Source organism: Pseudomonas sp. G5001 (assembly GCF_013385475.1).
Lineage (GTDB): Bacteria > Pseudomonadota > Gammaproteobacteria > Pseudomonadales > Pseudomonadaceae > Aquipseudomonas.
The window spans coordinates 1-19,505 of sequence record NZ_JACAPZ010000003.1; the positions used below are offsets into that span (position 1 = coordinate 1).

18 protein-coding genes and 1 pseudogene are annotated in these 19,505 nt (G+C 60.7%); 4 read left to right on the plus strand and 15 right to left on the minus strand.

All coding sequences use genetic code 11. From position 1 onward, the window contains the following. Positions 1–42 precede the first annotated feature (42 nt). The 6 genes from HX805_RS01160 to HX805_RS01185 form a co-directional block, all read right to left on the minus strand. Positions 43–696 carry an HAD family phosphatase gene (locus tag HX805_RS01160; RefSeq protein ID WP_003219744.1) on the minus strand — a complete coding sequence of 218 codons (654 nt, stop codon included), beginning with the start codon at positions 694–696 and terminating at the stop codon, positions 43–45. A gap of 29 nt (positions 697–725) precedes the next feature. After that, positions 726–1,715, minus strand: coding sequence for an ABC transporter ATP-binding protein (locus tag HX805_RS01165; protein ID WP_003219745.1), 990 nt, complete (start codon positions 1,713–1,715; stop codon positions 726–728). After that, on the minus strand, positions 1,712–2,512 hold the full coding sequence (locus tag HX805_RS01170) for an ABC transporter permease (RefSeq protein WP_102369616.1): 801 nt from the start codon (positions 2,510–2,512) through the stop codon (positions 1,712–1,714). The genes HX805_RS01165 and HX805_RS01170 overlap by 4 nt, the downstream gene beginning before the upstream one ends. Next, positions 2,499–3,344 (minus strand): ABC transporter permease subunit, encoded by an 846-nt coding sequence (locus HX805_RS01175; RefSeq protein ID WP_177010029.1) that lies wholly within the window; start codon positions 3,342–3,344, stop codon positions 2,499–2,501. The genes HX805_RS01170 and HX805_RS01175 overlap by 14 nt, the downstream gene beginning before the upstream one ends. Beyond that, positions 3,341–4,147 carry an alkaline phosphatase family protein gene (locus HX805_RS01180; protein WP_177069473.1) on the minus strand — a complete coding sequence of 269 codons (807 nt, stop codon included), beginning with the start codon at positions 4,145–4,147 and terminating at the stop codon, positions 3,341–3,343. The genes HX805_RS01175 and HX805_RS01180 overlap by 4 nt, the downstream gene beginning before the upstream one ends. Positions 4,148–4,367: 220 nt before the next feature. After that, positions 4,368–5,435, minus strand: a complete 1,068-nt coding sequence (locus HX805_RS01185; protein WP_003219752.1) for an ABC transporter substrate-binding protein — start codon at positions 5,433–5,435, stop codon at positions 4,368–4,370. Positions 5,436–5,786: 351 nt separating this feature from the next. On the opposite strand from HX805_RS01185, the gene HX805_RS01190 reads away from it, so the two are divergent. After that, complete coding sequence (locus tag HX805_RS01190) at positions 5,787–6,500, plus strand: UTRA domain-containing protein (RefSeq protein WP_003219754.1); 714 nt, start codon at positions 5,787–5,789, stop codon at positions 6,498–6,500. Positions 6,501–6,882: 382 nt separating this feature from the next. On the opposite strand, the gene HX805_RS01195 is transcribed toward HX805_RS01190, so the two are convergent. From HX805_RS01195 to HX805_RS01205, 3 genes are all read right to left on the minus strand, one after another. Beyond that, a complete protein-coding gene (locus HX805_RS01195) occupies positions 6,883–8,229 on the minus strand; it encodes an amidohydrolase (protein ID WP_177116520.1) in 1,347 nt (448 codons plus the stop codon). Between the two features lie 51 nt (positions 8,230–8,280). Continuing rightward, complete coding sequence (locus tag HX805_RS01200) at positions 8,281–10,440, minus strand: mechanosensitive ion channel family protein (protein WP_003219758.1); 2,160 nt, start codon at positions 10,438–10,440, stop codon at positions 8,281–8,283. A 72-nt stretch (positions 10,441–10,512) separates the two neighbouring features. After that, positions 10,513–10,689, minus strand: coding sequence for a hypothetical protein (locus tag HX805_RS01205; protein ID WP_003219760.1), 177 nt, complete (start codon positions 10,687–10,689; stop codon positions 10,513–10,515). Between the two features lie 176 nt (positions 10,690–10,865). On the opposite strand from HX805_RS01205, the pseudogene yegS reads away from it, so the two are divergent. After that, positions 10,866–11,790, plus strand: a pseudogene (gene yegS, locus HX805_RS01210) (lipid kinase YegS); the annotation flags it as partial. On the opposite strand, the gene HX805_RS01215 reads toward yegS, so the two are convergent. The 3 genes from HX805_RS01215 to HX805_RS01225 form a co-directional block, all read right to left on the minus strand. Beyond that, positions 11,752–12,411, minus strand: coding sequence for a response regulator transcription factor (locus HX805_RS01215; RefSeq protein ID WP_003219763.1), 660 nt, complete (start codon positions 12,409–12,411; stop codon positions 11,752–11,754). The pseudogene yegS and the gene HX805_RS01215 overlap by 39 nt on opposite strands. Next, positions 12,408–13,301 (minus strand): sensor histidine kinase, encoded by an 894-nt coding sequence (locus tag HX805_RS01220; protein ID WP_003219766.1) that lies wholly within the window; start codon positions 13,299–13,301, stop codon positions 12,408–12,410. Before HX805_RS01220 ends, HX805_RS01215 begins: the two co-directional genes overlap by 4 nt. A 319-nt stretch (positions 13,302–13,620) precedes the next feature. After that, positions 13,621–14,064, minus strand: a complete 444-nt coding sequence (locus tag HX805_RS01225; protein WP_003219767.1) for a hypothetical protein — start codon at positions 14,062–14,064, stop codon at positions 13,621–13,623. Between the two features lie 550 nt (positions 14,065–14,614). On the opposite strand from HX805_RS01225, the gene HX805_RS01230 reads away from it, so the two are divergent. Both HX805_RS01230 and HX805_RS01235 read left to right on the plus strand, forming a co-directional pair. Continuing rightward, positions 14,615–15,550, plus strand: coding sequence for a chemotaxis protein CheV (locus HX805_RS01230; RefSeq protein WP_003219769.1), 936 nt, complete (start codon positions 14,615–14,617; stop codon positions 15,548–15,550). Positions 15,551–15,589: 39 nt separating this feature from the next. Beyond that, a complete protein-coding gene (locus HX805_RS01235) occupies positions 15,590–16,396 on the plus strand; it encodes an MOSC domain-containing protein (protein ID WP_003219772.1) in 807 nt (268 codons plus the stop codon). Positions 16,397–16,460: 64 nt separating this feature from the next. Here the strand turns inward: HX805_RS01235 and HX805_RS01240 are convergent, their stop codons facing one another. From HX805_RS01240 to HX805_RS01250, 3 genes are all read right to left on the minus strand, one after another. Then, entirely contained in the window at positions 16,461–16,745 is a 285-nt protein-coding gene (locus HX805_RS01240; RefSeq protein WP_003183665.1) for a pyrimidine/purine nucleoside phosphorylase, read from the minus strand. Positions 16,746–16,792: 47 nt separating this feature from the next. Continuing rightward, on the minus strand, positions 16,793–17,335 hold the full coding sequence (locus HX805_RS01245; protein WP_003219774.1) for an exonuclease domain-containing protein: 543 nt from the start codon (positions 17,333–17,335) through the stop codon (positions 16,793–16,795). A 71-nt stretch (positions 17,336–17,406) separates the two neighbouring features. Next, positions 17,407–19,335: an acetyl/propionyl/methylcrotonyl-CoA carboxylase subunit alpha gene (locus tag HX805_RS01250; protein ID WP_177116521.1), complete on the minus strand. Its 1,929-nt coding sequence runs from the start codon at positions 19,333–19,335 to the stop codon at positions 17,407–17,409. Positions 19,336–19,505: the final 170 nt, after the last annotated feature.

Consider the following 19,505-nt stretch of genomic DNA (forward strand, 5'->3'; position numbering starts at 1 on the left):
CTAAATAACGGATATGTACCCACCTCAAACCAGCACAAAACGTCACACCCAATGATGAATCGGCCACCCAGCCTTCTCAGCATGCGCCCGCAGCACCGGGTCCGGATTCACCACCTGCGGGTTCTCCACCTTCAGCAACAGCGGCAAATCATTGCGCGAATCCGAGTAGAAGTACGCCCCATCAAGGTGCTCACCTTCCTGCTCCAGCCATTCCATCAGGCGAGTGATCTTGCCTTCGCGGTAAGTCAGTACACCTGTGGTCTTGCCGCTGTACACCCCATGGGCGACGTCCAGCTCAATCCCCAGCACTTCATCAATGCCGATACGCGCCGCAATCGGCTTGACCAAGTGCGTCCCCGACGCCGAGATCACCAAAATCCGGTCACCATTCTTGCGGTGCTGTGCAATGGTACGGGTGGCTTCGCTGTAGATCAGCGGCTCGATAACGTCTTCCACCCACGGCTCTACAAGGTGCTCGATCTCTTCCGGCGTGCGGCCAATCATCGGCTCCAGGCTGAAGTCCATGAAATCCTCCATGGCCAGCTCACCGCGGCTGTAGGCCGCCATCAGTTCGTCGTTCTTGCGCATGAACGACTCACCATCCACCCAGCCCAGGCGGCCCATCTGCTCGCTCCACAGGGTGGCGCAGTCGCCGTGGATCAGGGTGTCGTCCAGATCAAAAATTACCAATGCCATCTGTCACGCTCTCTCAAATAAATCGTGCGTCAGGCTACTTCACACAACGCACTTGGGTCGATGGAAAGTGCCAATCTCTGACCATCCGGGTGCAGATCGTCAGCCGAGCGGTTAAGCACATCCACCACCAATTCCACGCCCCGGGCTTCGATGCGGTAGCGAATCACGTTGCCCAACAGGCTGTGGCTGCGCACCAACGCATCCAGCTCACCGCTGCGGCTGAGCTCGATGGCCTCCGGGCGAATGGCGATGCGCCCGGTGATCGGACGCTGCAACAGTTTGCTGGCCTTGTCGGCGTCCAGCAGGTTGTAGTTGCCGATAAAGCCCGCGGCGAACACATCCACCGGCGCGGTGTAGAGGGTCTCGGCATCGCCGCTCTGTACGATCTTGCCCTGGTTCATCAGGAAGATCCGGTCGGACATGGTCAGGGCTTCTTCCTGGTCATGGGTCACGAAGATGGTGGTCAGGCCCAGCTCACGCTGGATCTGGCGAATCTGTTCACGCAGGTGCTTGCGAATCCGTGCATCGAGGGCCGACAACGGCTCGTCGAGCAACAGCAAGCGCGGGCGCGTCACCAGCGAGCGGGCGAGAGCCACGCGCTGGCACTGGCCGCCGGACATCTGGTGCGGGTAGCGGCCGGCGAGTTCTTTCAGCTCCACCAGTTGCAACACTTCCTGCACGCGTTTGTGGCTGTCGTCGGCATTGACCTTCTGCATGCGCAGGCCGAAGGCGACGTTCTGTTCCACGGTCATGTTGGGGAACAGCGCGTAGCTCTGGAACACCATGCCGATATGCCGTTTCTGTGGGCTCAGCGGGACGATATCCTGGCCATCCAGCAGGATTTTCCCGCTGTCCACCGAGGTCAGGCCGGCGATGCAGCGCAGCAGGGTCGACTTGCCGCAGCCCGACGGGCCAAGCAGGGTGACGAATTCGCCCTTGGCGATTTCGCAGTTGATGTCACTGAATACCGGCGTACCGGCGTAGCCTTTTTGCAGGTGTTGGACGCTGACGAAGCTCATTGGCTTTTGTCCTTGTTCAAGATGTTGGCGGCCCAGGTCAGCACCAGCACAAAGAAGAAATAGGAGATCACCAGGGCACTGGTGAAGTGGCCGCTGCTGTTACGCATATTGTTGAGGTACACCTGCAGGGTTTCGTAGCGGGTGCCCACCAGGATGTTGGCGAACACGAACTCGCCGAACAGGAACGAGAACGACAGCAGCAATGCCACCATCAAGCCCTTGCGCAGGTTCGGCAGCACCACCAGGAACGCCGCCTGAAAGGTGCTGGCACCGAGCAGTTGGGCGGCATCCATCAGGTCCCGCAGGTTGATCGCTTGCAGGTTGTTGGTGATCGCCCGATACATGAACGGCAGCGCCACGGTGAAGTAGCAACCGATCAGGATCCACGGCGTACCTACCATCGCAAATGGCCCCGAGCCATAGAGCTGCAACAGCCCCACCGACGACACCACCGGCGGCACCGCGAAGGGCAGCAGGATCAAAATGTTCATCAGCGCGTCGAGTTTCGGAAAGTGGTAATGCACCACAAACAGCAGCGGCAGGATCAGCACCACCGACAAGATCAGCGCGCCGACGCACACCAGCAGCGACTGGCCGAAGGCATTCAGGAAGCGCGGGTCACTCCACAGCTGGATATACCATTTGAAGGTAAAGCCGGATGGCAGGATGGTCGCCGACCAACTGCTGGCGATGGAGTAGACCAGGGTGCCGAGCAATGGCAGCACCAGGACAGCAAGCAACAGGTACACCACTACGCGATGGTAGAGGGCGGCCGAGCCAGGTTCAGCGCGAGACATGGTAGCTCCTCTTGAGCAGCAGTTGATGGACTACGGTCACCACCGTCATGAGCGCTACCAGCACCACGGCCAGGGCACTGGCCATGTTCGGGTCCAGGGAAATATCGCCGGAGACCATCGCCGCGATGCGGATCGGCAGCACGTTGAAGTTGCCGGTGGTCAGCGCGTACACCGTGGCGTAGGCGCCGAGAGCGTTGGCCAGCAGGATCACGAAGGTGCCCAGCAGCGCTGGGGTCAGCACCGGCAAGCCGATATGCCGCCAGTATTGCCAGCCATCCGCGCCGAGCAACGAAGCGGACTCGCGCCAGTCTTCGCGCAACGCGTCAAAGGCCGGGTAGAGCAGCAGTACGCCGAGGGGAATCTGGAAATAGGTATAAAGGATGATCAACCCGGTCTTGGAATACAGGTTGAAGTCCTGAATGATCCCGGCCTGCTTGAGCATGATGGTGATGCTGCCGTTGAACCCCAGCAGGATGATGAAGGCGAAGGCCAGGGGTACGCCGGAGAAGTTGCTGGTCATGTTGGCGAAGGCGGTCACGAAATTGCGCAGCCGGCCATCCACCCGACGCAGCGAGTAACTGCCCAGCACGGCAATGACGATCCCGAACACACTGGAGTAGAAACTGATCTCCAGGCTGTACTGGATTGCCTGCAGGTAGAATTTCGAATTGGCGATCTTGCTGAAGTTGGCCAGGCCCCAGCCAAACTCTTCCGATTGCAGGCTGCTGACCAGCACCCAGAGCAGCGGAGCGATCTCGAACACGATAAAAAACAGCGCGAAGGGCACCAGGCACAAGGCGGCCAGCCATTTGCCGCGGATCACTGAATTCACTTCAACAGCTCCCGGCATACAGGTTTGTCGTGGGGTACACCCAACAGCTCGCAGACGGTGCCGCACAGCTCGGTTTGTTTGGGCGTGGCGTGGGTGTCGAGGCTGAAGGCATCACCCAGCACAAACAGCGGCACTTCCCGTTCTTCCGGCAGCAGGCCGTTGTGGGAGCGGTCGTTGTTCATGCCGTGGTCGGCCGTCACCAGTACCTGGTAACCGGCGTCGAGCCAGCCTTGCAGGTAGTCGGCGAGGATGATGTCGGCCGAGCGCGCGCTGTTGCGGTATTGCGGGGTGTCGAGGCCGTGCTTGTGGCCGGCATCGTCGATGTTCATCGGGTGCACCACCAGGAAATTCGGCGCGTGTTTGAGGCGCAGGCTTTCGGCGTCGGCAAACAGGTGCGAGTCCGGGTAATGGTCATTCCAGTAGAAATGCCCGTGCTGGATCGCCAGGGCCGGGTCGCTGGTATGCCGATCCCGGGCGGCGATAAAGGGCGAGCGGTTATACAACTCGCTGACCCAGTGATAAGCCGCCGCCGCCGTGGATAAACCGGCGTCGGTGGCGTAATGGAAAATGCTGCGCTGGTTGGACAGGCGCGAGACGTTGTTGTGGACGATGCCGCTCTGGATCGGCGGGACGCCGGTGAGGATGCATTCGTACAGTGGCCGGGACAGGGCCGGCAGTTCACATTCCAGTTTGTACAGTGCTGCGCGTCCTGCGCCGACATAGGCCTGCAAGTGCCCCATGGCGTGTCGGGCAACCTCGTAATTCAGGCCGTCGAGCACGACAAGGATGACGTTGTGCTTCATAGGGGCTGGGGCTCCGCAACAAATAGGCTTGACTCAATTTCCCCTGAGGGAACGCAGTTAAGTGTGGGAGTGGGCTTTTGTGGGAGCGGGCTTGCTCGCGAAGACGGTGGGTCAGTCACACATGTATTGACTGACACTGCGCTTTCGCGAGCAAGCCCGCTCCCACCCAAGCCCGCTCACACATTGGATCTCCAGCGGATCTCCAATGTGGGTTACAGCCTTATTGCATATTGATGATGACTTCTTCCTGCCACTTCTGCGGCAGTGCCTTGGAGGTCTTCTCCCAAGCGTCGGCGTCCTTGATCGGCGTGACTTTCTTGTACTGCTCGTTAGGCAGCAGCTTGGCCTGTACGTCGGCTGGCAAGGTCAGGTGCTCGGCACGGATCGGCCGCGCATTGCCACGCGCCAGGTTGGTCTGGCCGGCGTCGCTGAAGATGTATTCGCGGGTCAGCTTGGCGGCGTTCGGGTGCTTGGCGTATTTGTTGATGATGGTGGTGTAGCCGGAAATCACCGAGCCGTCCGATGGGATCAGCACCACGTAGTCATCCGGGTTGGCCATCTTGGCCTTGTAGCTCAGGCCGTTGAAGTCCCAGACCACGCCCACTTCCACTTCGCCTTTTTCCATGGTGGCGATGGTTGGGTTGGCCAGCGACAGGCGGCCTTGCTTGGCGATGTCGGCGAACATCAGCAGCGCCGGCTGAATGTTCTTCTCGTCGCCACCGTTGGCCAGTGCGGCGGCGAGTACGCCGTTGGCCGCCTGGGCGGCGGTGCTCACGTCACCGATGGAAACCTTGTATTTGCCGGTCTTCAGGTCAGCCCAGCTTTTCGGAGCTTCGGAGCCGTGCAACAGCTTTTTGTTGACGATAAAGGCGATGGTGCCGGTGTAGGCCAGGGCCCAGTTACCGTCCTTGTCTTTCGCCCAATCCGGGACTTGTGCCCAGGTGGTCGGTTTGTACGGTTGGGTAACGCCCTGTTTCACCGCGATCGGGCCGAAGGCTGCACCCACGTCGCCGATGTCGGCGCTGGCGTTGTCTTTCTCTGCCGCAAACTTGGCGACTTCCTGGGCGGAGCTCATGTCGGTGTCGATGTGCTTGAGGCCGTAGGTCTTGGCCAGGTCGTCCCAGGTGCCTTTCCAGTTGGCCCAGTCATCGGGCATGCCGACGCTGTTGACGGCGCCTTCCGCTTTCGCGGCGGCTTCCAGGGTTTTTAGATCGGTATCAGCGGCCATGGCGGCGGTGCACATGGCAATGGTCGAGCCTAACAGTGATGCCAGGAAAAGCTGTTTCATCCGAAGCTCCTTTGGGCGTTTTCAACGCTGCGTTTTTATCGACGTTTGCGGTGGTGTTGGTCTAGGTCAGCAATACACGAGCCAATTTAGGCGTGGCGGATGACAGTTTCATGTCGATGTCGTTTTTTGTTGGCCTGGACGGGGGATCACCGGGTAAGCGTAGACCATGCCCAACCGCCCGGAAGCCTTGGACTTGGCCGATGTATTGCAGGTCTTGTGGCAGGACGTCGCGAGGCGCTGTCATCTGTCGGTCATGTGCAATGCCTAGGCTTGCACGCAACAGCAGAGGCGCGTTTAGCGGGCGTTTTGTGCACCTGAATAGTGCTGGTCTAGTCCAGATAGGTAACGTTGATGCGTGATGAGGCAACCAAGGCGGTGACAACCATTGGCCTGGCGCTGCAAGAGCAGATCGACCATGGCTTGTTGGCGCCTGCCAGTAAGCTGCCGGCCGAGCGCAAGCTCAGCGAGTTGTTTGGTACCACCCGCATTACGGTGCGGGAAGCCTTGTTACAACTTGAGGCCCAAGGGCAGATTTATCGCGAGGAGCGGCGGGGGTGGTTTGTGTCACCGCCCAGGCTTGCCTATAACCTGATGCAGCGCAGTCATTTTCACGCGATGGTGAGTGCCCAGGGTCGGGTGCCGTCGACCGAGGTGATTTCGGCGCGGTTGCAGCCGGCTTCGGCGGCGGTGTGTGCGTGGTTGCAGTTGCCGGCGTTGTCCAGCGTGATTCAGATTTGCCGGGGGCGCAGGATTGATGGGCGGTTGGTGTTGTATGTGGAGCACTATCTGAACCCGCAGTATTTTCCGGGGATTCTGGGGTGTGATTTGAATCAGTCGATTACGGAGTTGTATGCGCGGGTGTATGACTTGCACTACGGGCGGGTGCGGTTTGAGATTGTGCCGACGTCATTGCAGGTTGAGGCTGCGGCGGCGTTGAGGGTGTCGGTGGGGAGCCCGGGGTTGCGGATTGCTCGGGTTAATTATGATCAGCATGAGCGGTTGATTGATTGTGATCTGGAGTTTTGGCGGCATGATGCGATTCATGTGGGGGTGGATGTGGTTTGACGTTTTGCCTGTGTGTATCCGTTATTTAGGTCACGGCGGCTTTTGGTTCCGCTCTCACAGCGGCTCACTTTTGAACAGCTGGAATGCCGGCCCAGCCCCAAGTAAGCACAGGGCTTTACCCCGATGACCTGGGTGTTAGAGCAAAAGCAGAGCCGCTGTATGTGGGAGCGGGCTTGCTCGCGAAAAACCTGAGGGCGCCGCGTTGAGTCAGGATACCCACGTCATCGTTAACGACCTTCGCGAGCAAGCCCGCTCCCACATTTGGATCGTGTCCGCCTTTGGGTTTGCTGTTGCTTCACCACACTTAAGCCCGAGCGAGGTGCAGAGTGGTGGGGCAAGAGCGGAACCCTAGGCGGCCGTTACCTGAATAACGGATATACCCTCAATCCCCCGCATTGGCATACAAATAATCCGTCGCCAACGAAGCCAGCGTCCGAACCCCAACCACCAACGCCGACTCATCCACAAAGAACCCCGGATTATGATTCGGCGCCGCCTTGCTCATGTCCTGATCCCTCGGCGTCACCCCCAGAAACACAAACAACCCTGGCGCTTCCTTGGCATAAAACGAGAAGTCCTCAGCCCCACCCACCAACGGGGCATTCACTACGTCGCCATTCGCCGCCCAACGCAAACTCGGCAGCATCTTTTCGGTCAGCGCCGGGTTGTTGATGGTCGGGTCGTACTTCTCAATGATCGTCACCTCAGCCTTCGCCCCACCACTCTCGGCAATCTTCTCTACGGTCTGCCGCACATCCGCATGCAGCTTCTGGCGAATGCCATAGTCGTAGGAGCGAATGGTCCCACTCATGTCCACCGACTCGGGAATGATGTTGTACCGCGTCCCTCCGTTGATGGTGCCAATACTCACCACCGCCGGAAACGAAGAAATGTCGGTACGCCGACTGACCACCGTCTGCAGCCCCACAATGGCCTGCGCCCCCACGGTAATCGGATCGATCCCATCCCACGGCTGCCCCGCATGGGTCTGCTTGCCCAGGATCTTGATCCGCAGGTCATCCGAGCTCGCCAGCGTCGGCCCCGGCCGATACGCAATCTGCCCCGCAGGCACCCCGGCCCACACATGCAGCCCAAAAACGGCATCCGGCTTGGGCGATTTCATCAGCCCTTCCTGCACCATCATCTTCGCGCCCCAAGTGTTTTTACCGTCGGGGATAAAGTCGCTCGGGCCTTCTTCAGCCGGCTGGAAATAAAACACCACGGTCCCAGGCAGACGATCGCGCATACCTGTAAGGATTTTCGCCGTGCTCAGCAGGATGGCGGTGTGGGCGTCGTGGCCGCAGGCGTGCATCACGTCGACTTCTTTATCGAGGTACACACCCTTGGCCTTCGAGGCGAAGGGCAGGCCGGAGACTTCCTTGACCGGCAGCGCATCCATGTCGGCGCGCAAGGCCACGGTCGGGCCGGGCAGGGCGCCCTTGAGGATGGCGACAACGCCCGTGCGCGCCACGCCGGTCTTGACCTCCAGCCCCATCTCCCGCAGTTGCTTGGCCACCAGCTCCGCGGTGCGATGTTCGGTATTGCCCAGTTCAGGATGGGCGTGGATGTCGCGCCGGGTTTCCAGCAAGGCTGGTTCCAGTACTTTGGCCTGGGCGGCGATGGTTTCGCGGGCACTGTCCTGGCCGCTGCTGGCGGCGATGACCGCGCTGCTGGCGACACCGCACAGCAGGCCGAATACCCATTGGTGTGTAAGACCGGTCAAACGCATAAGGACTCTCCATGATTATTGTTGTTGATCCTGACGTCATCCGGGCAGCGCTTATTCTTTCTCTTGCACGCCTCCCGCCGCTGTCACCACTTGCACGCTCAAGCGTGGGGTGGCCAGGTCCAGCCCGGCTTCGTCGAGGTGACGCTTGAGCGACAGGTTGAACGCCCGCGAAACCTCCCACTGCTTGATCGGCGCGGTCTTGAAGCGGGCGCGAAGAATCGCACTGCCGGACTCGAAACTTTCTACACCCTGAATCTCCAGCGGCGACCAGATATTGCGCCGCTGCAACGGGTCGTTGCGCATCTTCTGCCCGACGTCGCGCATCAGCTTGATGGCGTCGTCGATTTCCATGTTGTAGGGAATCGCCACCCGGAAGATCGCGTAGCCGAACTCCCGGGAGTAGTTCTTGATGCTTTTGATTTCACTGAACGGGATCGTATGCACGATGCCGTCGATGTCCCGCAGGCGCACGGTACGGATGGTCAACCCTTCGACCGTCCCCAGGTGGCCGCCGACATCCACGTAGTCATCAATTGCCAGGGAGTCTTCGATAATGATGAACAGGCCGGTGATCAAATCCGCCACCAGCGACTGTGCACCAAAACCGATGGCCAGGCCGATCACACCGGCACCCGCCAGCAGCGGCGTGACGTTCATGCCCATGTTCGCCAGGGCGACGATGGCGGCAATGATGAAGATGGTCACGAACAGCACGTTGCGAATCAACGGCATCATCGTTTGCGCACGCGCGTTGGCCAGGCCTTTGCGCGAGCGGGTGAGGGCGTGGTGGATCGCGGTGTCGCTGAGGATCCAGATCAGCCAGGCAAACAGCAATGTGCCGGCAAGGCCGAACAGCTTGACGCTGATTTCATGCCCGTCGCCTTCGGTAAAGCGGATCAGCGACAGGCCCCAGACCCGCAGGCCGAGTTCGATAAACACCAGCCACACCACCAGGTGGGCGAGGGTGTAGACGAAGCTTTTCAGGCGCTCGGAGTACAGCGCATGGCGCTTGTGCCCACGCTGCGGCTTGAGTGAATGACGGCGCACCAGGCCGTTGATCACCATGCACAGCACCAGCAACACCGTGCACAACAACGACTGGCGCAGGGCGGTGCTGGTGTCGCCGGCGGAGACGAAGGTGGCGAACAGCGAGATGCCCACCAGCAGCAACGCCGGCAGGTACCAGAAGGTGCCGACGATTTCGATGGTGTCACTCAGGGCGCGGCGGGTCAGGCGGCGGGACAGCGGCTGGTTGCGGATCAGGTGCGCAATCGGCCGGCGGAATCGCAGGATGAACACACCGGTGGACAGCGCGGCCATGACATTGGCGATGGTCGCGGCGACATGGGACAGGTGCTGGCCCAGGCTCTCGGCCAGGCGCGGGTCGCTGACGGCTTCGCCAAAGGCGGCAAAGCTGCCGATCAGCCACAACGGCCGGAAGGCCTGGTGGCGCAGGATGTACAACGCGCGGTGACGGTGCGGGCCGTCGAGTACGGAAAAGGCGACCACGCAGATCGCCGAGAAGCAGGTGCCCACCACCAGCGCGTAGGCCAGCACCATCGCCAGGGATTTGCCGAGGGACGAGGGCAGTGCGTAACTCATGTAGACGGTGATCACCAACGCGATCAGCCACGGGCCGAGCTTGCGCAGGGCAAAGCGCAGCAGGTCCCAGGTCTTGGGGTGTTGCGGCAGTTCTTCGGTCAGGCCGAAGCGTTCGCGCACCCGGTGGCTGAGCCAGATCAGGATCGCGGCCAGCAGGCTCCAGAGCATCAGGATCATGGCAAAGGCAAAGATGATCGGCAGCCATTCGCTGGCCGGCAGCATCAGTGCGGTGAGTTCATCCTTGGCCTGGTCAAACTCGTTGGACCAGCGATTGAGCGGGCTGTCGGCACCGGAGAATTGTTGCTCCAGGCTCGACAGCGTACCGCCGATCAGACCGAGTACACCCAGTTCGGCGGCGGGCTGGGCCTTTTGCGTGGTCTCACGAAGCTTTTTCAGGTCGCTCAGCAGCTTGGTGCGCTGCTGGTCGTTTTCCAGGGTCTTGATCACCTCGTCCAGGGACTGGCCCAACGGGACGTCGGCTTGCGGCTGGGTTTTGGTGTTGCTGCCCAGCAGCCCCGGCAGGCTCACGGCGTGGGCAGGCGCCATGGGCAGCAGGGTCAGCAGGCAGAAAAGCAGGCAACAGGGCAGGGCAAACAGACGGGCAAGCACGAGGCGGTCAACCTTAAAAACGACGAATTGACCGAGTGTACGAGGCCGTCATGTGCAATGCGAGTGAGATTGTCATTCGGCGAGTTTGGCGAGGATCTTGTAAACCACGGTGCCGAGGATCAGCAGCATGCCGATCCACATGCCGAACACGCCGATGGGTTTGTCGCGGAAGTTGAAGCCGATGGCCAGGAGGATCATGCCGGTCAGGATGGGGATAAGCATGGAGTGGAAGGCGGACATGGTGATCATGGTGCGACGGCCTTGTCGGGTGGGAATAGGTATAAGTCTAGGTCGATTTCGTCAAGTGCGAGTTGATCCGTGTCAGAAACGCTACAAAACCCGGTTAATTTCTACATCCGATGGCTTTTTTTCGATTGGCCACGGTCAACATCCCTCAGGAACCTTAAACCCAGGAGCATTCATCCATGAGCACACCCAAGGCACTGTTGATTCTGCACGGCAAGCAAGCCCTCAACGAAGAGGTGCGGGCGGCAGTGCAGGGCAAGCGCGAGCAGGGCTGGGAGCTGGCCGTACGGGTGACGTGGGAGGGTGGCGATGCCCAGCGGTTTGTCGATCAGGCCCTTGCCGATGGCTACACGCGGCTGATCGCCGGCGGCGGTGACGGCACCCTGCGGGATGTGGCCGAGGCCATGGCCCGGGCCAAGACCGAGGCCAGCCTGGTGCTGATGCCCCTCGGTACCGCCAACGATTTTGCCCGCGCCGCCGGTGTGCCGCTGGAGCCCGAGCAGGCCCTGGACCTGCTGGATGTACCGGCCCGTGCCATCGACCTGGGCGAAGTAGGCGGGCAGATCTTCCTGAATATGGCCACCGGTGGTTTTGGCAGCCAGGTCACCGCCAACACCTCCGAAGACTTGAAGAAAGTCCTCGGTGGCGCGGCGTATCTGTTTACCGGCCTGTCACGCTTCAGCGAGTTGCGCGCGGCCTACGGTGAATTGCAGGGCCCTGACTTTCACTGGCGCGGCGAGCTGCTGGCCCTGGGCATCGGCAACGGGCGCCAGGCCGGTGGTGGCCACGTGCTGTGCCCCGGCGCCCTGGCCGATGATGGTTTGTTGGATATCAGCATCTTGCCGGCGCCGCAGGAAGTGGTCGGCACCCTGCGCAACCTGATGACGGACGGCTGGGGCCTGGACAATATGTTTGTGCGGGCGCGCTTGCCGTGGGTCGAAATCAAGGTCGCCGAAGGGCTGGCGATCAACCTCGACGGCGAACCACTCCAGGGTGACGACTTGCACTTCTCGGCCTTGCCCCAGGCACTGCGGGTGCATCTGCCGGAGGACTCACCGTTGCTGACTAATCGTCAAGGCTGATGATCTGTTCGCGCACTGCGAACAGCACCAGGCCCGCCACGTCGAAAATCTGCAGGCGCTTCATGATCTGCGAGCGGTGGGCTTCCACGGTCTTGATGCTCAGACCCAGGCCATTGGCGATTTCACGGGTGGACTTGCCGCGCACGATCAAGCGCAGGATTTCCAACTGGCGTGCCGTCAGGTTGTGGCTGTGGGGCGGCGGGTTGACCTGGGCCTGATTGCGGATCAGCGCCTGGTTGATCACCGTATGGGCGATTGCCGGGCTGAGGTAGCGTTCGTTGTTGCGCAACGCCAGCAGCGCGTGCTCCAGCTCATTGGCAGTGGTGTCCTTGAGCAGGTAGCCATGGGCGCCGGACTCCAGCGCGCACATGATCAGCTCCGGGTCGGTGTGCATCGACAGGATCAGCACCTTGCTCTTCGGGTAGGCGCGCTTGAGGTCTTTCAATGCATCGAGCCCGCCGGTGTGCTTCATCGACAGGTCAAGCAGCACGATGTCGGGTTGCAGCGCGTCAAACCGCTCCAGCAACTGCGCGCCGTCGCTCGCTTCACCGATCACCGCGTAGCCGGGAATATCCATGACCAGCGCACGCACGCCGGCCCTGATCAGGGAGTGGTCATCCACCAGGAGTAAGTTGCACGTCACTCTAGAACCTTATGGGGGTTGGCCCGTTCGAGGGCGCGGGGCGCCCAGGGGAAAAGCGCTTCGATCCTCGTCCCGGAGCCTGGCTGGCTATTGACCGACAATGTGCCTCCCAGTTGATCAATCCGCTCGGACATCCCGGCCATGCCCCGCTGGCCTTCCTGGGCGGGGTTGATGGCGGGCGAAAAGCCCTGGCCGTCATCGCTGATAAACAGTGACAGGCCTTCGGGCAGGCGTTGCAGGCGTACCAGCAGGTTACGTGCCTGGGCATGGCGCAGCATGTTGGTGACGGCTTCCTGGGTAATGCGAAAGGCGGCAACAGCCATCTCTTCCGGGATGCCGGTCAGCCGTTGATGGCATTCCAGGCTCCAGCTTACCCGGGTGTTTTCCAGGGTCTTGAGCAGATGCGCCCGCAGGCTCGCCTCAAGGCCCAGGCTCGCCAGTTGCCGGGGGTTGAGGATGGCCGACACGTCCTGCACCTTGGCCAGGGTTTCGTTGAGGGTGTTGCACAGCACCGCACAGTGGCCCTGCAGGTTTTCCGGAAGACGGCGCTTGAGCCATTCACTTTGCAGCTTGGCGGCGGTCAACAGTTGGCCGATATCGTCGTGCAGTTCGCGGCTGAGGCGATGACGTTCGTTTTCCTGGACCTGCAACAGACGGTCGGCCAACTCCTGGGGCTGGAACTTGATGGACTTGCGTGAGCGCCACTGTTGCAAGCCCACCACCAGCAGGGTGGCCAGGTTCACTGACAACAGCGCCAGGGGAAGATCGGCCGAGTGTGCATAAGCCCACAGGCTGAGCAGGCACGCGCACAGGCATAGCGCGAGGGTTATCCAGCGTGCATTGCTTCGGGACACGGACCTTGCGATGAGTGACTTCAGGCTGGCGTACATAGGAGGCGCATTTCACGTTTATATGCATCATGAAGTTGAGTCACTTCGAGCGGGGCATGGTACCACCACTATTACCGTTGGTCGCCTGGCGCCGAGCGGGATGAGGCGTATTAATCACGGCAGCGTCCCGGAAGGTAATCCCGGAGTTCAACGAGTGGGGAAGTTGTATCATTGAAGTTGTTTTGTATCAGTATTGTCGTTAGTGGCTTATTGATATTTTTCTGCTAACGACGGCGTGATGCATAAATAGTTGTGGTGTCGTTTTTAGATAATCAGGCAATTGAATGCGACATTTTTGTCGCTTAAATGCGAAGAAGCCTCAAATAGCGTAAGGCCTGTGTTGTTGCTTATAGCCGAAATCGCTTTGGGGGATGTGTTGGACAACGGTGGCGATCAACACGGTTTGTTCCGTTTCATCCAGGCCGAGCTTGCCGGTTTTTGTATCGATCAACTCCAGTTGCCAGGCCAGCAGGGTGAGGCAGTTGTGCAGTGCATCAAGTGCTTCGTCATGCAGTTGCAGGGGGCTGGCGGCGTTGCTGATCAGGTACTGGATATGCCGTGAGAACTCGCTGATCGCCCTCAGGGCCAGGGCTTCGGATTTTTCCGCGAGCTTGATCAGGTTGGTTTTCATGCAGTCGATCGCGTCACTGTCGTTGCGGATCAAATGCAGGTGGCTCAAGCATTCTTCAGACTTGGCCAGCAACATTTCCGCTTCGAGGAGGAACTCGGGAAGTGCAAGTTGCCACTCTTTGCCGTCGTTCATCACACAAGTCTCCAGAACATACGATCGGATGATGAGATGTTGCACCGGTTGAATGGCGTAAAACTACCGCTGAAATATGACGAATATCTGTAGGCCCGTTCCGACTTTTCAGTAGGAAATTTATTTGAATGACGGCCGTCGCCCGAGTACCCCACAATTTCCAGGGACATTCGCACAACTTCTTTGGGTGCCAGTACATAAGTCACTGGATGATCCGTTGGCCGTGGGCTTGCGATAGCAAACAAAAGCCTGACTCCATTCATGCAATGAGAATGGCGTCACATTAATGGCTATTAGATATCGCGAATATCAGGTTGGTCCTGATTGTGGATAGGGGAATCCCTTACATAGCGGAACCTCGCGCAGACTTTGCGGTCACGCGGCGGTGGTGATGGGCCTTGCGCTGAAGCGGGTTCAGTAAAGCATGATGTCAGTGTGACATCAATGGATTTGCATGGCATTTTAGTGGGGGGTCAAGGTCCGGCGTTTGCCGCCGATAACCTGCTTCAGTGACCAGCACTATCCATCCGCTAAACCCCAGGAGTCTTTAATGGCCGGCATTCTCGACACGGTAGATCAACGCACACAATTGGTGGGTGAGAATCGCCTGGAGATCCTCATGTTTCGCCTGGCCGGGCGGCAGCTGTTCGCGATCAACGTGTTCAAGGTGCAGGAAGTGCTGCAACTGCCCAAGTTGACCCTGATGCCCCAGCGCCACCCGTTTGTCTGCGGCGTGGTCAACCTGCGTGGGCAGACGTTGCCGGTGATCGACCTGTCCCAGGCGATTGGCATGCGTCCGCTGATTCCGGGCCCCAACAGCACCATTATCGTCACCGAGTACAACCGCTCGGTGCAGGCGTTCCTGGTGGGCGGCGTCGACCGCATCGTCAACATGAACTGGGAGGCGATCCTGCCGCCGCCGGCAAGTGCCGGGCGCCAGCATTACCTGACGGCCATCAGCAAGGTCGATGACCAGTTGGTGGAAATCATCGACGTGGAAAAAGTCCTCGCCGAAATCGTGCCCTACAACGCCAAGGTTTCCCGCGAGAAACTTGAAGACCCGGTGCTGGAACGCGCCCGCGGCCGCGAAGTGCTGCTGGTGGATGACTCCAACGTCGCCCTCTCGCAACTGCGTGACACCCTCGGACAGTTGGGGGTGAAGATGCACATTGCCAGCGACGGCCTCAAGGCATTGAACATGCTCAAGGCCTGGGCCGACAGTGGCCAGGTGATGACCGACAAGCTGTTGATGATCTTCACCGACGCCGAAATGCCCGAGATGGACGGCTACCGCCTGACCACCGAGATTCGCAACGACCCGCGCCTGCGCGGCCTGTACGTGGTGCTGCACACGTCGTTGTCCGGCAGCTTCAACGACTCGATGGTGAAGAAGGTCGGTTGCGACAACTTCCTCTCCAAGTTCCAGCCCGACAAGTTGGTGGACGTGGTACGTCAGCGCCTGATGCTGGACGAAGTCCCGGCTTGAGCTTAGGGTGACGGCTTTGTCCCTCAGGAATGCAGGCCCATGCTTCGTCTCAGCGCGTTGTACCGATACCCCTTGAAGTCCGGCAAGGGTGAATCCTTGCAGCAGATCGGCCTGGACACACTCGGGCTCGACGGGGATCGACGCTGGATGTTGGTGGACGAGGCCAGCGGGCGTTTCCTGACCCAGCGCGCCGTGGCCAGGATGAGCCAGCTCTCGGCGCTGTGGAACAGCGCCGGTGGCCTGACCTTGAGCGCCGAGGGCCAACCTGCGCTTGACGTGCCACTGCCCGGCAGCGATGCCGAGTTGCGCGGCGTGACCATCTGGCGCGACACCTTGCGCGTGCCGGATGCCGGTGACGAGGCGGGCGCCTGGCTCAGCGAATTCATCGGCAAACCCACGCGACTGGTGCAAGTGCCGCTGTCCCGTGCGCGCACGACCGAGGCCGGCTACGGCAAGGATGATGACAAGGTCGCGTTTGCCGATGGCTTTCCGTTGCTGCTGATCGGCCAGGCGTCCCTGGATGACCTGTCCCAGCGTATCGGTCGGCCCATGGAGATGCTGCGTTTTCGCCCCAACCTGGTGATCGAGGGCAGCGAAGCCTTTGCCGAAGACGGCTGGAAGCGGATACGGATCGGTGACGTGGAGTTTCGCGTGGTCAAGTCCTGCTCACGCTGCATCCTCACCACCATCGACCCGGCGAGTGGCGAGCGCAGTGCCGACCGCGAACCGCTGGCCACGCTCAAGACCTACCGCGAGCAAGAGGGCGATGTGATGTTCGGGCAGAACCTGGTCAACGATGGGGTGGGCCGCCTGGAAGTCGGCATGCCGGTGACGATCCTGGAGTAAGCAGCCCTGAAATGAAAAATGCCCGTCTCTCGCGAGACGGGCATTTTTTTGGGCTATCGAACGTTTAGCCGCGGTATTCGCACAGGTAGGCGGTGTCGACCGCCACCTTCAGCTGGAACTTGCTGTTGGCTGGCACGTTGAACTGGCTGCCGGCGGCGAAGGTTTCCCAGTCGGTGCTGTCTGGCAGCTTGACGGTCAGTGCGCCCGATACCACGTGCATGATTTCACGCTGGGCAGTGCCGAACTCGTATTCACCCGGGGCCATGACGCCGATGGTCGCCGGACCTTCTGCAGTGCCGAAAGCGATCGACTTGACGGTGCCGTCGAAGTACTCGTTGACTTTAAACATGGGCGAATCCTCGGAAAAGGGTCAAGAAAGGTCGGCCAGTATGCCTTCTACACGGGCAAAATCAACGGCAGCAGCCGTGCGGTATTGCGTGCATCTTCCAGCGCCCGATGCTGTTGGCCGTGGAACTGCATGCCGGCCAGTTGCAGCGCGCCGTTGAGCCCCAGCGGCTTGTCCAGGCGCCGGGCCTTGGCGAAGCGTTGCTTGAGGTTCACGTGGGGCGTCTGGCCCAGCACGCTGCTCAAGCCATGGCGCTGCCACTCCAGTTCCAGTTGCTGGCGATCGTAGTCACCCCAGCTCGCCCAGCCTTCCAGGCGTGCCTGGTGCTGGCCAAGCCAGCGTTCGAACAGCGGCCACACCTCGATCAACGGCGCGGCAGCGTCGATATTCGCCTGGGTGATGTGGGTCAACTGGCGGCAGAACGGCGTCAGCAGCGGCCTGCGCAATGGCCGCACGAAACGCTGGAAATGGTCCAGTTCACGGCCCTGGCGGTTGACCAGGCTCACACCGATTTCGATGATTTCCATCTCGGTCACGGGCCAGCCGCCTTCATCCGTTGTGGCTTCAAGATCAATAATCAGCCAATGAGGCATCGCAGGTTCCCGTACTCTTCCCGTCCTGATGGGGATAGAGCGTAGCCAAGCCTGCTAGTTCCGCCCAGGGCTTACTCGATCTCCAGCAAAATCTGACGGTTCCTGACCTGATCGCCTGCAACCGCCTGGATTCGCTTGACCACGCCACTCATGCCGGCCTTGAGTGGGTGCTCCATTTTCATCGCTTCCAGCACCAGCAACAGCTGGCCCTTGCTGACCGAATCGCCTTCGCTGACCCGTACTTCGACAATTGCCCCATCCATCGGCGCCTTGACCGTGCCGTTGCCGGCCTCGGCCTGGCGGGTGGCGACGGTTTGGGTTCGATCATTGATGCACACGCCGGGCAACCCGAGCCGGGTGCCTTGCAGGTGGTAGGCAATGCGACGGCGAATGCCGTTGAGAACGGCGGTGGCCCAGCGTCCGTCGGTGGAGAGGTCGCGTATTTCGATGGCGTGCTGATCAATCTCGACTTGCAGGCAATTGTCCGCCAGCACACTGAGGCTGATGGTCCGGGGCTCGTCGTGTTCGGCCAATTGCCAGGTCCAGGGTACGCTGGCGTTGTTGCGCCAGCCGGATAATGGCTGGGTGTGAGCGCTGGCGCTGTGTTGGTAAAACAGCGCGGCGGCCAGGGCCAGCTCTTCGTTGGTCGCGTGGGTACGCGGGATGTCGCTGAAGTGTTCGGCAATAAAGCCGGTGCTGAAATCGCCGGCGATGAAGTGTGGATGCTTGAGCAGGCTGGCCAGCAGGCGCTGGTTGGTGGGCACGCCGAGCAGCACGCAGTCTTCCACGGCCCTGACCAGCTTGCGCCGGGCCTCTTCGCGGGTGGCGCCGTGGGCGATGATCTTGCCCAGCATCGAGTCGTAGAACGGGGTGATGCGCTGGCCTTCCAGCACGCCATGATCGATGCGCACACCTGGCGCCGGGTCCCAGCGCAGTACGTCGCCGGTTTGCGGGAGGAAGCCCTGGGCCGGGTCTTCGGCGTACAGGCGCACTTCCATGGCGTGGCCGGTGAGGGTCACTTGTTCCTGACTCAGGGGCAAAGGTTGGCCGGCGGCGATGTGCAGTTGCCAGGCGACGAGGTCGAGGCCGGTGATCAGTTCGGTGACCGGGTGTTCGACCTGCAGGCGGGTGTTCATTTCCAGGAAGTAGAAATTGCCGTCGCGGTCGAGCAGGAACTCCACCGTGCCGGCGCCGACGTAATTGACGGCGCGCGCGGCCTTGAGGGCGGCTTCGCCCATGGCTTGGCGCAGCTCGGGGGTCATGACGGGGCAGGGGGCTTCTTCGATGACTTTTTGATGGCGGCGCTGGACCGAGCAGTCGCGTTCGCCGAGGTAGATCAGGTTGCCGTGGGTGTCGCCGAACAGTTGGATTTCGACGTGGCGGGGGGCGATCAGGGCTTGTTCGAGGATGAGTTCGGCGCTGCCGAAGGCGTTTTGTGCTTCGGAGCGGGCGGTGCGCAGGTGTTCCAGCAGGGTGTCGGGGTTGTGTACCAGGCGCATGCCGCGGCCGCCGCCGCCGGCGCTGGCCTTGATCATCAGTGGGTAGCCGATGTGGGTGGCTTGTTGTTGCAGGGTTGGGTCGTCCTGGTCGGGGCCTTGGTAGCCCTTGATGCAGGGGACGCCGGCGTTGAGCATGGCGATTTTTGAGAGGCGTTTGCTGCCCATCAGGTCGATGGCTTCGGGGCTGGGGCCGATGAAGGTGAGGTCGGCGTTTGCGCAGGCTCGGGCGAAGTCGGGGTTTTCGGAGAGGAAGCCGTAGCCGGGGTGGATGGCGTCGGCGCCGGTGCGGTGGGCTGCGTTGAGGATGGCTTCGATGTTCAGGTAGGACTGGGTGACGGGGGCGGGGCCGATGTTGATGGCTTCGTCGGCCATCTGGACGTGTAGGGCGTCGGTGTCGGCTTCGCTGTAGATTGCTACGGTGCGGTAGCCCAGGGATTGGGCGGTGCGCTGGATGCGGCAGGCGATTTCGCCACGGTTGGCTATGAGGATTTTGTTGAACATGAGTGACCCCTTGGGTTGGCGTTTACCGTGTACATATCCATTCCTGCGGTAACGGCTGCTATTGGTTCCGCTCTTACAGCGGGTCACTTTTGAAAAGCGCAAAAGTAACCAAAACGCTCTGCCCCGCCTGTCGGCGCCTCGCTGTGGCTCGGCGTTCCCTCACTCCGGCA

Coding starts and splice junctions, on each gene's coding strand:
- HX805_RS01160 (WP_003219744.1), bottom strand. CDS start 696: ATGGCATTGGTAATTTTTGATCTGGACGACACCCTGATCCACGGCGAC.
- HX805_RS01165 (WP_003219745.1), bottom strand. CDS start 1,715: ATGAGCTTCGTCAGCGTCCAACACCTGCAAAAAGGCTACGCCGGTACG.
- HX805_RS01170 (WP_102369616.1), bottom strand. CDS start 2,512: ATGTCTCGCGCTGAACCTGGCTCGGCCGCCCTCTACCATCGCGTAGTG.
- HX805_RS01180 (WP_177069473.1), bottom strand. CDS start 4,147: ATGAAGCACAACGTCATCCTTGTCGTGCTCGACGGCCTGAATTACGAG.
- HX805_RS01185 (WP_003219752.1), bottom strand. CDS start 5,435: ATGAAACAGCTTTTCCTGGCATCACTGTTAGGCTCGACCATTGCCATG.
- HX805_RS01190 (WP_003219754.1), top strand. CDS start 5,787: ATGCGTGATGAGGCAACCAAGGCGGTGACAACCATTGGCCTGGCGCTG.
- HX805_RS01195 (WP_177116520.1), bottom strand. CDS start 8,229: ATGCGTTTGACCGGTCTTACACACCAATGGGTATTCGGCCTGCTGTGC.
- HX805_RS01205 (WP_003219760.1), bottom strand. CDS start 10,689: ATGATCACCATGTCCGCCTTCCACTCCATGCTTATCCCCATCCTGACC.
- HX805_RS01220 (WP_003219766.1), bottom strand. CDS start 13,301: ATGTACGCCAGCCTGAAGTCACTCATCGCAAGGTCCGTGTCCCGAAGC.
- HX805_RS01225 (WP_003219767.1), bottom strand. CDS start 14,064: ATGAACGACGGCAAAGAGTGGCAACTTGCACTTCCCGAGTTCCTCCTC.
- HX805_RS01230 (WP_003219769.1), top strand. CDS start 14,615: ATGGCCGGCATTCTCGACACGGTAGATCAACGCACACAATTGGTGGGT.
- HX805_RS01235 (WP_003219772.1), top strand. CDS start 15,590: ATGCTTCGTCTCAGCGCGTTGTACCGATACCCCTTGAAGTCCGGCAAG.
- HX805_RS01240 (WP_003183665.1), bottom strand. CDS start 16,745: ATGTTTAAAGTCAACGAGTACTTCGACGGCACCGTCAAGTCGATCGCT.
- HX805_RS01245 (WP_003219774.1), bottom strand. CDS start 17,335: ATGCCTCATTGGCTGATTATTGATCTTGAAGCCACAACGGATGAAGGC.
- HX805_RS01250 (WP_177116521.1), bottom strand. CDS start 19,335: ATGTTCAACAAAATCCTCATAGCCAACCGTGGCGAAATCGCCTGCCGC.